General features: G+C 51.4%; 7 protein-coding genes and 2 pseudogenes. 3 read left to right on the top strand and 6 right to left on the bottom strand.

Annotation, left to right across the window (positions count from 1 at the left end; genetic code table 11):
* Nucleotides 1-231 (top strand): annotated as a pseudogene (locus IUJ45_RS10615) (hypothetical protein); the annotation flags it as partial.
* 183 nt (nucleotides 232-414) lie between these two features.
* Here IUJ45_RS10615 and lysS read toward each other — a convergent pair.
* From lysS to IUJ45_RS10600, 3 genes are read right to left on the bottom strand one after another with little or no spacing between them, the layout of a single operon-like run.
* Nucleotides 415-1926, bottom strand: a complete 1512-nt coding sequence (lysS, locus tag IUJ45_RS10610; protein ID WP_002246258.1) for a lysine--tRNA ligase — start codon at nucleotides 1924-1926, stop codon at nucleotides 415-417.
* Complete coding sequence (locus IUJ45_RS10605) at nucleotides 1923-2075, bottom strand: hypothetical protein (protein ID WP_153308328.1); 153 nt, start codon at nucleotides 2073-2075, stop codon at nucleotides 1923-1925. The genes lysS and IUJ45_RS10605 overlap by 4 nt, the downstream gene beginning before the upstream one ends.
* Nucleotides 2076-2080: 5 nt before the next feature.
* Nucleotides 2081-3334: an NRAMP family divalent metal transporter gene (locus IUJ45_RS10600; protein ID WP_002225119.1), complete on the bottom strand. Its 1254-nt coding sequence runs from the start codon at nucleotides 3332-3334 to the stop codon at nucleotides 2081-2083.
* 456 nt (nucleotides 3335-3790) lie between these two features.
* Here IUJ45_RS10600 and IUJ45_RS10595 point away from each other — a divergent pair, with 456 nt between their 5' ends.
* Nucleotides 3791-5587, top strand: a complete 1797-nt coding sequence (locus tag IUJ45_RS10595) for an aminopeptidase P family protein (RefSeq protein ID WP_002246260.1) — start codon at nucleotides 3791-3793, stop codon at nucleotides 5585-5587.
* 948 nt (nucleotides 5588-6535) lie between these two features.
* Here the strand turns inward: IUJ45_RS10595 and IUJ45_RS10590 are convergent.
* The 3 genes and pseudogenes from IUJ45_RS10590 to greA all read right to left on the bottom strand — a co-directional run.
* Nucleotides 6536-7341: pseudogene (locus IUJ45_RS10590) on the bottom strand (IS5 family transposase); the annotation flags it as partial.
* 628 nt (nucleotides 7342-7969) lie between these two features.
* The gene (locus IUJ45_RS10585) at nucleotides 7970-9136 is read right to left on the bottom strand and encodes a porin (RefSeq protein WP_002245347.1); all 1167 of its coding nucleotides are present in this window, start codon (nucleotides 9134-9136) and stop codon (nucleotides 7970-7972) included.
* Nucleotides 9137-12145: 3009 nt separating this feature from the next.
* Complete coding sequence (gene greA / locus IUJ45_RS10580; RefSeq protein ID WP_002216944.1) at nucleotides 12146-12622, bottom strand: transcription elongation factor GreA; 477 nt, start codon at nucleotides 12620-12622, stop codon at nucleotides 12146-12148.
* A gap of 391 nt (nucleotides 12623-13013) precedes the next feature.
* On the opposite strand from greA, the gene aroA reads away from it, so the two are divergent.
* A complete protein-coding gene (aroA, locus tag IUJ45_RS10575) occupies nucleotides 13014-14315 on the top strand; it encodes a 3-phosphoshikimate 1-carboxyvinyltransferase (protein ID WP_002235006.1) in 1302 nt (433 codons plus the stop codon).
* Nucleotides 14316-14335: the final 20 nt, after the last annotated feature.

Below are 14335 nucleotides of genomic sequence, written 5' to 3'. Positions count from 1 at the left end.
GTGGACGGTTGGTACGATTTCCGCTTCCAAAACGTCGTGTACGCGCCCGACCGCAGCCCGGAAATCAGCCGTATGCTTTCTTCGATTTTGGCAGGCTACGCGTGGGATACCGAAAACCCGTTCGTGGCGAAATCCGAACAACGCCTGTCGGCCTTGTCAGAATGGGTCGGTCAGTTGGAAACCGAATATAGTGAATTAAATTTAAACCGGTACAGCGTTGGCTCGCCTTAGCTCAAAGAGAACGATTCTCTAAGGTGCTGAAGCACCAAGTGAATTGGTTCCGTACTATTTGTACCGTCTGCGGCTCGCCGCCTTGTCCTGATTTTTGTTAATTCACTATCAATCCTGCCATACAAAATGCCGTCTGAATCCAATCGGGTTCAGACGGCATTGCCATTTCAACTGTTTTTATGATTACTCGGGGCGCATCTGCGGGAACAGAATCACGTCACGGATGGTTTGCGAATCGGTCAGCAACATTACCAAGCGGTCGATGCCGATACCGCAACCGCCGGTCGGCGGCAGACCGAACTCCATCGCGCGGATGTAGTCGGCATCGTAGTGCATCGCTTCGTCGTCGCCCGCGTCTTTTTGCGCCACTTGCGCTTTGAAGCGTTCGGCTTGGTCTTCGGGGTCGTTCAACTCGGAATAGCCGTTTGCCAGTTCGCGCCCGACAACGAACAATTCGAAACGTTCGGTCAGACCTTGTTTGGTATCCGAAGCGCGCGCCAACGGGGAAACTTCGACCGGGTAATCGACGATGAAGGTCGGATTCCACAGCTTGCCCTCGGCGCAACCTTCAAACAGCGCGAGTTGCAGGCTGCCGATGCCCGGGGACGGCGGCAGGCTTTCGCCGTGTTTGACGATTTCTTTTTTCAGCCATTCCGCATCGTTCAACTGCTCGTCGGTGTAGTGCGGATTGTATTTTTTGATGGCTTCGAGAATGGTCAGGCGTTCAAACGGGCTTTCCAAATCGACTTCTTTGCCGTTGTAAGTGATGTTTGCCGTGCCGTTTACCGTGTGCGATGCGTTGCGGATGATGTCTTCCGCCATCTGCATCATGCGTTCGTAGTCGGAGAAGGCTTCGTAGAATTCGATCATGGTGAATTCGGGGTTGTGGCGCACGGACATGCCTTCGTTGCGGAAGCTGCGGTTGATTTCAAACACGCGTTCCAAACCACCGACAACCAGGCGTTTCAGATACAGCTCGGGGGCGATTCGCAAATAAAGCGGAATATCTAAGGCATTGTGATGGGTAACGAAGGGTTTTGCCGTCGCGCCGCCGGGAATCGGGTGCATCATCGGGGTTTCGACTTCGAGATAATGCTCGCCCACCATAAAATTACGCACGGATTGGATGATTTGGCTGCGTTTGATGAAGGTATTGCGCGATTCTTCGTTGGCAATCAAATCGACGTAGCGTTGACGGTATTTGGTTTCCTGATCGCTCAAGCCTTTATGTTTGTCCGGCAGAGGGCGCAGGGATTTGGACAGCAGGCGGATGCCGGACACGCGTACGGTCAGTTCGCCGTGGTTGGTTTTGAACAAAGTGCCTTCCGCGCCGACGATGTCGCCCAAATCCCAATGGTTGAAGTCGTCCAAAACTTCTTGGCTCACGCCTTTGTTGTTCAGATAAAGCTGGATTTGCCCGGACACGTCTTGAATGGTGGCAAAGCTCGCCTTGCCCATTTGACGCTTCAGCATCATGCGGCCGGCCACTTTGACGGGAATGCCTTGCGGATCGAGTTCTTCTTTGCCGATTTCGCCGTATTGGGCGTGCAAATCGGCGGCGAAGCTGTCGCGTTTGAAGTCGTTGGGATAGGCGTTGCGCTGTTGGCGGATGTTGTGCAGTTTTTCGCGGCGCAGGGCGATGATTTGGTTTTCGTCCAACTGCGGCTCGGTTTGCGGATGGTTTTGTTCGCTCATAGGGTTTTCCGAAAAAATAAATCAGGCGCAATCTGTTTCAGACGACCTGACCGAATCACAAAATTTGCGCGTATTTTACGCGATGTCGGCATTTTTTTCCATAAACGCGGCAATGCCGTCTGAAAGCGGTTTGCGGTTTCAGACGGCATCGTTATCATTTGAACATTCCCGCCAAATTCAATAAGAACAAAACGGTAAAACCGGTCAGATAAATCAAGCCTGCCAATGCAAGGGCATTCATACCTGATGTGAGTTTGTGTTTTTCATCACCTTTGACCAAACGGTAATTCAGCCAGGCAAACACAGGGGCGGACACAAAAGCGGCAATCATCGCAAATTTGAGCAGATTCGCCATTACGCCGTCAAACCAGAAAATCACCGCCAAACCGCTGCCCGCCACCCAAATATTCCAGGCAAAGAATTCGGCGTTGCCCGTTTTGTCTTTTCCGCGCAGCAGGCGCACGGGTTCGGCAATGGCACGGGCATAGCCGTCCACAACGGTAATCGTCGTGCCGTACATACAGGCAAACGCGATAAACGCCACCAGCGGGCGCGACCAGCCGCCGATGGTAACGGCGTACATATTGATCAATTGCCCGATATATTTGCCGCCCGCCATCTGCACTGCTTCGCCGTTGCCGTATTGCACAAACGCGCCCAGTGCAAGGAAAACCAAAGCCAAAACCGCACTGGCGATATAACCGACGTTGAAATCAAAAATCCCGTCGCGGTATTCGGAAGGATTGATGCGTTGTTTTTCGGTTACCCACAAAGAATTGATGGCGGAAATTTCAATCGGCGCGGGCATCCAGCCCATCAGCGCGATCAGGAAGCCCAAACCGGCAAGCGTCCACGGTGTCGGCTCGATAAAATCGGACTGCATCTGCATACCGCGCGACATAGCGATGCCGGCGGCGGCAAGCGTGGCGATACTCAAAGTAACGATGATGATTTTGGAAACGCGATCCAAAGCGCGGTAACGTCCGCTCACCAAAATAATCAGGCAGGATGCCATAATCAAGGCGGCAACCGTGCCGGCATCAAACATCAGCGAGGGAATCGCCATTTTGACGATGGCGGCGGTTACAATGGCGACCGCGCCCGCGTTAATCGTGGCGGAGAGGATGCACAAAATCAGGAATACCCACAAATAAACGCGGCTTTTCTCGGCATAACCTTCAATCAGGCTCTTGCCCGTGTCCAGCGTGTAATGCGCGCTGAAGCGGAAAAACGGGTATTTGAAGAGGTTGGTCAGGATGATGATGAGCGCGATCTGCCAGCCGTAAAGCGCGCCCGCCTGCGTCGAGGCAATCAGGTGCGAACCGCCGACCGCCGCCGAAGCCATCATAATCCCCGGTCCCAATGCGTTGATTTTACTTTTCCAAGTCGAAATATGTTGTTCGGACATAAAGTCTTCCGTATTTTTAACCGTGTTTCAACACACAGAGCCGCATATTCGGACACAGCCCTATCTATTGCTCCAATTTGGGCGGGATTCCCCCAAACAAACCCAAATCCTACCGTCTTCAAAAACAGGATACCGCTCGGTAGGGAAATTTTGATGAAAGCGCGTATTGTAACGTAATCCAAATACCTGCCAACACACACTATTAGAACTTCATGCTCAAACTTGACTATATTTTCCATATTACTTCCAAAAAAAGGCATAAAACGATATCTTATGCCTAAAATTTTACAACAAACAACCTTACATCGCTTTTTTCGCGCAAACACGCACCATCCGATCAGCCCGTCCGTTTTGCAGCAGGCTGGCGATTTGATAAGATGGTTATGTTTTTCAGACGGCATTTCAGATTTCCGTCCATGCCGTCTGAAGCCGCAAAACCCGATTGGAGGAACTGTTATGAATACCGTATCGAATTACCTGTCCGCATTGCGCGAAGCCATGAAGGCGCAAGGCTTGGATGCACTCGTCATCCCTTCCGCCGACCCCCACCTGTCCGAATACCTGCCCGAACATTGGCAGGCGCGGCGCGAATTGTCGGGCTTTACCGGCTCGGTCGGCACATTCGTCGTTACCGCCGACGAAGCGGGCGTATGGGTGGACAGCCGCTATTGGGAACAAGCCGCCAAGCAGCTTGCGGGCAGCGGCATCGAACTGCAAAAAAGCGGGCAAGTGCCGCCGTATAACGAATGGCTCGCGGCAAACCTGCCCGAAAACGCCGCCGTCGGCATCCTTTCCGATATGGTCTCGCTCACCGGCAAACGCACTTTAGCGCAATCGCTCGCCGCCAAAAACATCCGCATCGAACACCCCGACGGCCTGCTTGACCAAGTGTGGACAAGCCGCCCGGCCATTCCTGCCGAAACCGTGTTCGTCCACGACCCCGCCTACGTCTCCGAAACCGCCGCCGAAAAACTCGCCCGCGTGCGCGCCGTGATGGCGGAAAAAGGCGCGGATTACCACTTGGTTTCCTCGCTCGACGACATCGCCTGGCTGACCAACCTGCGCGGCAGCGACGTGCCTTTCAATCCCGTTTTCGTGTCCTATCTATTGATTGGCAAAGACAACGCCGTCCTGTTTACCGACCGATGCCGTCTGAATGCCGAAGCCGCCGCCGCGCTGCAAACCGCAGGCATCACGGTCGAGCCTTACGCCCAAGTTGCCGACAAACTCGCGCAAATCGGCGGCGCGTTGCTTATCGAACCGAACAAAACCGCCGTCAGCACGCTTGTGCGCCTGCCCGAAAGCGTGCGCCTTATCGAGGGAATCAACCCGTCCACGCTGTTCAAATCCTGCAAATCCGAAGCCGACATCGCCCGCATCCGCGAAGCGATGGAACACGACGGCGCGGCGTTGTGCGGTTTCTTCGCCGAGTTTGAAGACATCATCGGCAACGGCGGCAGCCTGACCGAAATCGACGTGGACACCATGCTTTATCGCCACCGCAGCGTGCGCCCAGGCTTCATTTCATTGAGTTTCGACACCATCGCAGGCTTCAACGCCAACGGCGCACTGCCGCATTACAGCGCAACGCCCGAAAGCCACAGCACCATCAGCGGCAACGGGCTTTTGCTCATCGACTCCGGCGCGCAATACAAAGGCGGCACGACCGACATCACCCGCGTCGTCCCTGTCGGCACACCCACCGCCGAACAAAAACGCGACAACACCCTCGTTCTCAAAGCCCATATCGCGCTTGCCGAAGCCGTGTTCCCCGAAAACATCCCCTCGCCGCTGATTGATGCGATTTGCCGCAAACCCCTGTGGCAGGCGCAATGCGACTACGGCCACGGCACCGGACACGGCGTAGGCTATTTCCTCAACGTCCACGAAGGCCCGCAGCGCATCGCCTTCGCCGCCCCCGCCACGCCCGAAACCGCCATGAAAAAAGGCATGGTTACCTCCATCGAACCCGGACTCTACCGCCCGGGAAAATGGGGCATCCGCATTGAAAACCTTGCCGCCAACCAAGCCGTCGCCGCCCCTCAAGAAACCGAATTCGGCAGCTTCCTCTGTTTTGAAACCCTGACCCTCTGCCCCATCGACACCCGCCTGATGGACACCGCCCTCATGACCGACGGCGAAATCGACTGGGTCAACCGCTACCACGCCGAAGTCCGCCGCCGCCTCGAGCCGCTGACCGAAGGCGCGGCAAAAGCGTGGCTGATCAAACGCACCGAACCGCTGGCGCGTTAAACAGCACGGCGCAAAAAATGCCGTCTGAAAGCCCTTCAGACGGCATTGGTTTCCCAAAACATCCCGCACCGTTTTCATCTTGCCGCAAGCAAATATAGTGGATTAACAAAAATCAGGACAAGGCGACGAAGCCGCAGACAGTACGAATAGTACGGAACCGATTCACTCGGTGCTTCAGCACCTGAGAGAATCGTTCTCTTTGAGCTAAGGCGCGACAACGCCGTACTGGTTTTTGTTAATCCGCTATATTCCGTCATCTCTAAGATTTACAGCGATACACGGGTGATTTAAGGAATGCCCGAACCGTCATTCCCGCAACTTTTCGTCATTCCCACGAAAGTGGGAATCTAGAAATAAAAAGCAGCAGGAATTTATCGGAAATAACTGAAACCGAACAGACTAGATTCCCGCCTGCGTGGGAATGACAATTCGAGACCTTTGCAATAACATAGGTTACTAAAATTTTATGCTCAATCTCATTTTCAAAATGCAAAACTTTTCTGATTTTTCCTACTTTTTGCTCAATATTAGGAAGGTTTTAGGCAATTGAAAATTTTTTGGCGCATTTTTATGCGTCAAATTTCGTTAACAGACTATTTTTGCAAAGGTCTCAATTCATAAGTTTCCCGAAATTCCAACATAACCAAAACCTGACAATAACCGTAGCAACTGAACCGTCATTCCCGCGAACGCGGGAATCTAGACCTTAGAACAACAGCAATATTCAAAGATTATCTGAAAGTCCGAGATTCTAGATTCCCGCGTTCGCGGGAATGACGAAAAGTGGCGGGAATGACGAAAAGAGACCTTTGCAACATTCCTTTCCCTCCCGACAGCCGAAACCCAAACACAGGTTTTCAGCTGTTTTCGCTACCAATCACTCCCTAATTCTACCCAAATACCCCCTTAATCCCCGGATACCCGATAATCAGGCATCCGGGCCGCCTTTTAGGCGGCAACAGGCGCACTTAGCCTGTTGGCCGCTTTCAACAGGTTCAAACACATCGCCTTCAGATGGCTTTGCGCACTCACTTTAATCAGCCCGAAATAGGCTGCCCGAGCGTAGCGGAATTTACGGTGCAGCGTACCGAAGCTCTGTTCGACCACATATAGTGGATTAAATTTAAACCAGTACGGCGTTGCCTCGCCTTGCCGTACTATTTGTACTGTCTGCGGCTTCGTCGCCTTGTCCTGATTTAAATTTAATCCACTATAACGGGTCTTCGATAAATACTGGTTGCGTTTGGTTTGCGTTTCCGACAGCGGACGGTTGCGGCAGGCTTTGCGCATAATGCCGTCCTGCAACTGATGTTCTTCCAGATGTTGCCGGTTTTCCGCACTGTCGTAGCCTTTGTCGGCATAGACGGTCGTACCTTCAGCTATCCCTTCCAACAACGGCGACAGGTGTTTGCACTCATGGGCATTGGCGGGGTGATGTGCAGTTTCTCGATATAGCCTTCCGCATCGGTACGGGTATGTTGTTTGTAACCGAGTTTGTAGAGGCCGTTTTTCTTGATCCAACGGGCATCGCTGTCCTTACTCGGTGTGGTTTGGCCGCTGACTTGTCCTTTGTTATCGACTTCTATAGCCTGACGCTGTTTGCTGCCGGCGGTCTGGATAATGGTGGCATCAACGACGGCGGCGGATGCTTTCTCTATTTTTAAACCTTTTTCGGTCAGTTGGCGGTTGATCAGTTCCAACAGTTCGGACAGGGTGTCGTCTTTCGCCAGCCAGTTGCGGTAGCGGCATAAAGTATAGTGGATTAACAAAAATCAGGACAAGGCGACGAAGCCGAAGACAGTACAAATAGTACGGAACCGATTCACTCGGTGCTTCAGCACCTTAGAGAATCGTTCTCTTTGAGCTAAGGCGAGGCAACGCCGTACTGGTTTTTGTTAATCCACTATACTGTAATCGGGGATGCTCAGTTCGTCAAAGCGGCAACACAGGTTGAGTGGTATGGCCGGAGTATTGATTAAATCCATTTTAAAAACCTCTTAAAACAGTTTTAAAAATTCCCTAATCTCGTCAGCTTTAAACAGAAAACCGCGCATTCCGGCGCGGTTTCGTGAAAAAGCTGGCGTAACTTTTCCGGATGCAAAAAAACGCCGAAATCCACGTCTTTCCGAGATTTCAGCGTTTTTTTTACTCTATTTGTTCCTTGTGCAAAAACTAACAGTCCCCCACTATATGTGCAAACCAAACCGAAAATGCGAAATACCGTCTGAAAATCTTTCAGACGGTATTTGCTGTCTTTAATTGCCGTTTTTCTTCCGTATCCGGATTTTTGTTTGGGGCTGAAGCAGATTGGCAGTCAGATTGCAATCGAAGAATGAATGCAAGCCGTCAAAAACAAAGCTATCCGCTTCACCGCCCCGATATTTAGAATTTGTGGCGCAAACCGACGGAGGCGGCATTAATTTGAGTGTAGTTGCCGATGCCGGTATTGCGTTTCAGCCAAGCGCCAGACACGATGGCGGAAGTGCGTTTGGAAAAATCATAATCAACGCCGGCGATGATTTGATCGTAGCTGGTATTTTCGCCTTTTTTACCGCGTTCGATCAAGTCGAAACCATGGGCATAGCTGATGCGTGGAACTGCATTACCGAAGCGGTAGGAAGCAGTCGCGGCAATTTCGGTCGTACTGTTTTTGGTTTTGGCTTTGTCGCCATTTTCAGACAAATCCAACTGGGCCGCCAAGGCGAGATTCAAGCCGCCTTCCTCATAGCCGCCCGTCAGGCGGTGTACCTGATGGTTTTTCAAGGGATCGGTACCTTTGGCTTCATCACTCGTCGCGCTGCCGATCAAGAACAACTCAAAAGCATCACGGCCCACATTGGCGTGTTTCGCGTATTTAAAGGCATAGTTCCCGGCAAAACCGCCATTTTTGTAATTCAGACCGGCATAATACACATCCGACCCCGGCTTGCCGACAACAGCCGGAACGAGAGTAGGCCGCTGATTTTGCTTATTCTGAACAAAATGAGCCGGCGTATAGGCGGACTTGCTGTTTTGGGCCGGAACGAATTGGACGCTGCCGCTAAAACCGGAAAATTCGGGGGAATCGTAGCGTACGGAAACCGACATATCGTCGTGGCGTTTGAAAATACCCAATTGCGAAGCCACATCATTATTGCTGTCCCAAGGATCAATGGCTTGGCTGGCATCGTCAAACTGATTTGCAACGCGACCGGCGCGCAGCGTGCCGAATTCGCCTGCCAAGCCGATAAAGGATTCCCTGTTGCCCCACTGGGACGCGCCGCCGCCGGCAACGGATACGTCTTGCTCAAGCTGCCAAACAGCCTTCAGCCCTTCGCCCAAATCCTCACTCCCCTTAAAGCCGATAAACGAGCCGAAATCGCTGATTTTCGTCCTGATGCGGCTTTTGCGCTTAGTAACCTGAGGTTGAATATTTGGGAGCGGTTCGGTCAACTGCAGCTGGATGTTCCTGCCTTCCACGCCGGCTTTGATTTCGCCGTACAGGCTGACATCGGCAACGGCCGCAAGCGGCAGTGCGGACAATACGAGGGCGGTAAGTTTTTTTCGCATATCGGCTTCCTTTTGTAAATTTGATAAAAACCTAAAAACATCGGGCAAACACCCGATATGTCATCAATTATACCCCCCCCGCAAAAAACCATTTTTCAGAACAAATATCTGATAAATGCCGCAACCTTTATTTTAAAAATGATTATATTTTGATATAAAACAATAGCTTATTTTTCAAAAAACGTTGTGTTTCTACAACACAATTCAAGCGCAGACCTCGTGCGGGCCGATGCGCTGCTGCCCGGATGCAGTCTCGGCTTTTTAAAACGCCATAAAAAAACACACGCGGCACTTTATAGTGGATTAACAAAAACAAGTACGGCGTTGCCTCGCCTTAGCTCAAAGAGAACGATTCTCTAAGGTGCTGAAGCACCAAGTGAATCGGTTCCGTACTATTTGTACTGTCTGCGGCTTCGTCGTCTTGTCCTGATTTTTGTTAATCCGCTATAAAGACCGTCGGGCATCTGCAGCCGTCATTCCCGCGTAGGCGGGAATCTGGAATTTCAATGCCTCAAGAATTTATCGGAAAAAACCAAAACCCTTCCGCCGTCATTCCCACGAAAGTGGGAATCTAGAAATGAAAAGCAACAGGAATTTATCGGAAATGACCGAAACTGAACGGACTGGATTCCCTCTTTCGCGGGAATGACGGGATTTTAGGTTTCTGATTTTGGTTTTCTGTTTTTGAGGAATGACGGGATGCAGGTTTTCTTAACCCTGCGTCCTAGATTCCCGCTTTCGTGGTAATGACGGGATGTGGGTTCGTGGGAATGACGCGGTGCAGGTTTCCGTGCGGATGGATTCGTCATTCCCGCGCAGGCGGGAATCTAGACCTTAGAACAACAGCAATATTCAAAGATTATCTGAAAGTCCGAGATTCTGGATTCCCGCTTTCGCGGGAATGACGAAAAGTGGTGGGAATGACGGTTCAGTTGCTACGGTTACTGTCAGGTTTCGGTTATGTTGGAATTTCGGGAAACTTATGAATCGTCATTCCCGCGCAGGCGGGAATCTAGAATTTCAATGCCTCAAGAATTTATCGGAAAAAACCAAAACCTTTCCGCCGTCATTCCCACGAAAGTGGGAATCTAGAAATGAAAAGCAGCAGGAATTTATCGGAAATGACCGAAACTGAACGGACTGGATTCCCGCTTTTGCGGGAATGACGGGATGTGGGTTCGTGGGAATGACGTGGTGCAGGTTTCCGTGCGGATGGATTCGTCATTCCCGCGCAGGCGGGAATTTGGAATTTCAATGCCTCAAGAATTTATCGGAAAAAACCAAAACCCTTCCGCCGTCATTCCCACGAAAGTGGGAATCTAGAAATGAAAAGCAACAGGAATTTATCGGAAATGACCGAAACTGAACGGACTGGATTCCCGCTTTTGCGGGAATGACGGGATTTTAGGTTTCTGATTTTGGTTTTCTGTTTTTGAGGAATGACGGGATGTAGGTTTTCTTAACCCTGCGTCCTAGATTCCCGCTTTCGTGGTAATGACGGGATGTGGGTTCGTGGGAATGACGCGGTGCAGGTTTCCGTGCGGATGGATTCGTCATTCCCGCGCAGGCGGGAATCTAGACCTTAGAACAACAGCAATATTCAAAGATTATCTGAAAGTCCGAGATTCTAGATTCCCGCTTTCGCGGGAATGACGAAAAGTGGTGGGAATGACGGTTCAGTTGCTACGGTTACTGTCAGGTTTCGGTTATGTTGGAATTTCGGGAAACTTATGAATCGTCATTCCCGCGCAGGCGGGAATCTAGAATTTCAATGCCTCAAGAATTTATCGGAAAAAACCAAAACCCTTCCGCCGTCATTCCCACGAAAGTGGGAATCTAGAAATGAAAAGCAGCAGGAATTTATCGGAAACGACCGAAACTGAACGGACTGGATTCCCGCCTGCGCGGGAATGACGGGATTTTAGGTTTCTGATTTTGGTTTTCTGTTTTTGAGGAATGACGGGATGTAGGTTTTCTTAACCCTGCGTCCTAGATTCCCGCCTGCGTGGTAATGACGGGATGTGGGTTCGTGGGAATGACGCGGTGCAGGTTTCCGTACGGATGGATTCGTCATTCCCGCGCAGGCGGGAATCTAGACCTTAGAACAACAGCAATATTCAAAGATTATCTGAAAGTCCGAGATTCTAGATTCCCGCTTTCGCGGGAATGACGAAAAGTGGCGGGAATGACGGTTCAGTTGCTACGGTTACTGTCAGGTTTCGGTTATGTTGGAATTTCGGGAAACTTATGAATCGTCATTCCCGCGCAGGCGGGAATCTAGAATTTCAATGCCTCAAGAATTTATCGGAAAAAACCAAAACCCTTCCGCCGTCATTCCCACGAAAGTGGGAATCTAGAAATGAAAAGCAGCAGGAATTTATCGGAAATGACCGAAACTGAACGGACTGGATTCCCGCTTTTGCGGGAATGACGAAAAGTGGTGGGAATGACGGTTCAGTTGCTACGGTTACTGTCAGGTTTCGGTTATGTTGGAATTTCGGGAAACTTATGAATCGTCATTCCCGCGCAGGCGGGAATCTAGAATTTCAATGCCTCAAGAATTTATCGGAAAAAACAGAAACCGTTCTGCCGTCATTCCCGCGCAGGCGGGAATCTAGAACGTGGAATCTAAGAAACCGTTTTATCCGATAAGTTTCCGTGCGGACAAGTTTGGATTCCCGCTTTTGCGGGAATGACGGGATTTTAGGTTTCTGATTTTGGTTTTCTGTTTTTGAGGAATGACGGGATGCAGGTTTTCTTAACCCTGCGTCCTAGATTCCCGCTTTTGCGGGAATGACGGCGACAGGGTTGCTGTTATAGTGGATGAACAAAAACCGGTACGGCGTTGCCTCGCCTTAGCTCAAAGAGAACGATTCTCTAAGGTGCTCAAGCACCAAGTGAATCGATTCCGTACTATCTGTACTGTCTTCGGCTTCGTCGCCTTGTCCTGATTTTTATTAATCCACTATAATTTCCTGCGTGTGTCGGGTGTATCGAAATCAAGCCGAATCAAATATATCGGACTTCGATAATGTCGTATTCGCGCACGCCGCCCGGGGCTTGGACTTCCGCCGTATCGCCCTCTTCCTTGCCGATTAAGGCGCGGGCAATCGGTGAGCCGACATAGATTTTGCCCTGTTTGATATCCGCTTCGTCTTCGCCGACAATTTGGTAGGTAACGTGTTCTTCCGTTTCCAAATCTTCCAGCGTAACCGTCGTACCGAACACGATTTTGCCTTCGGCGTGGATTTCGGTCGGATTGATGATGTGGGCAACGGAAAGTTTGTGTTCCAGCTCGGAAATGCGGCCTTCGATAAAGCCTTGGCGTTCTTTGGCGGCTTCATATTCGGCGTTTTCGGACAAATCGCCGTGCGATCTGGCTTCAGCAATCGCTTCGATCACTTCGGGGCGCGCCACGCTTTTAAGCTGCTGCAATTCCTGTTTCAGCAATTCCGCACCGCGTACGGTCAGGGGGATTTTTTGCATCGGTCTTTTTTCTCCATATTCCGGCACACCGGTTTGCGGCAGCAAACATACCGCATACCGTCTTGTTTTGTGCGTCCGGATATTAAAATAAAAACACAAGCCGCCCGGAAAATCGGCGGCTTGTCTGTCGTTGAACAGCGGCTATTCTACCAAATTCTATGAAATTGGCAATCGTGCCGTGCCGTCCGCAAACACGCTATGTCCGCAACAAAAGCCGAAAATATGCCGGCAAAAAAATTTTAGAAACAAAAAATTTAAAAATAATCAATTTTCGGCACAAAAAACCATATTCACGGACTTTAAAACCGAAAATGCCAAACCTGAGATTTTTCAGACGGCATTTGCACCAGTATAATGCAGGCTGTTTTTATCTTTATATTTACGTTTTGCCATGACCGAATCCCTCCGCCTCCCTGCCGCCTCGCTCAAACCTTCCACTGTCGCCCTGCCCGGCTCCAAAAGCATCAGCAACCGCACCCTGCTGCTTGCCGCCTTGTCCGACAATGCTTGCGAAATCCATTCCCTGCTCAAATCCGACGATACCGACCGTATGCTCGAAGCACTCGATAAACTCGGCGTTGAAATCGAATATCTTGCCGAAGACCGTCTGAAAGTGCACGGCACAGGCGGACGCTTCCCCAACCGCACTGCCGATTTGTTTTTGGGCAACGCGGGCACGGCGTTCCGCCCGCTGACCGCCGCGCTTGCCGTTTTGGGCGGCGATTATCGCCTGCACGGCGTTGCGCGTATGCACGAACGCCCCATCGGCGATTTGGCCGATGCACTGCGGATTGCCGGCGCCGATGTCGAATATCTCGGCAAGGAACACTATCCGCCGCTTCATATCGGCGAACGCCAAGACAACGGCGAGCGCGTGATTCCGATTAAAGGCAATGTATCCAGCCAGTTTCTGACCGCCCTTTTAATGGCGTTGCCGCTGACCGGGCAGGCGTTTGAAATCCGTATGGTCGGCGAGTTAATTTCCAAGCCCTATATCGACATTACTTTAAAACTGATGGCGCAATTCGGCGTACAGGTTATCAATGAAGGCTACCGCGTCTTCAAAATTCCCGCCGATGCGCACTACCACGCGCCCGAACACTTGCACGTCGAAGGCGATGCCTCCAGCGCGTCCTACTTCCTCGCAGCCGGTTTGATTGCCGCCACGCCCGTCCGCGTTACCGGTATCGGCGCAAACAGCATACAGGGCGATGTCGCCTTTGCCTGCGAGCTGGAAAAAATCGGTGCGGACGTGGTTTGGGGCGAAAACTTCGTCGAAGTCTCGCGCCCGAAAGAACGTGCCGTCCAAGCCTTTGATTTGGATGCAAACCATATCCCCGATGCCGCCATGACCCTCGCCGTCGTCGCGCTTGCTACAGGGCAAACCTGCACGCTTCGCAACATCGGTTCGTGGCGCGTCAAAGAGACCGACCGCATTGCCGCAATGGCGAACGAGTTGCGCAAACTCGGTGCAAAAGTCGCCGAAGAAGCCGAAGCAATTCACATCACCCCGCCCGAAACGCCGACACCCGACGCCGTCATCGACACTTACGACGACCACCGCATGGCAATGTGTTTCTCGCTGGTTTCGCTGTTGGACGTACCCGTCGTCATCAACGATCCGAAATGCACCCACAAAACCTTCCCGACTTATTTCGACGTGTTCTCATCGCTGACCGAAACAGCGGAATAAGGCGGCATTTTGCCGCGATT

Source organism: Neisseria meningitidis, from assembly GCF_022869645.1.
Lineage (GTDB): Bacteria > Pseudomonadota > Gammaproteobacteria > Burkholderiales > Neisseriaceae > Neisseria > Neisseria meningitidis.
This window is presented reverse-complemented; position numbering and strand designations above follow the sequence as displayed.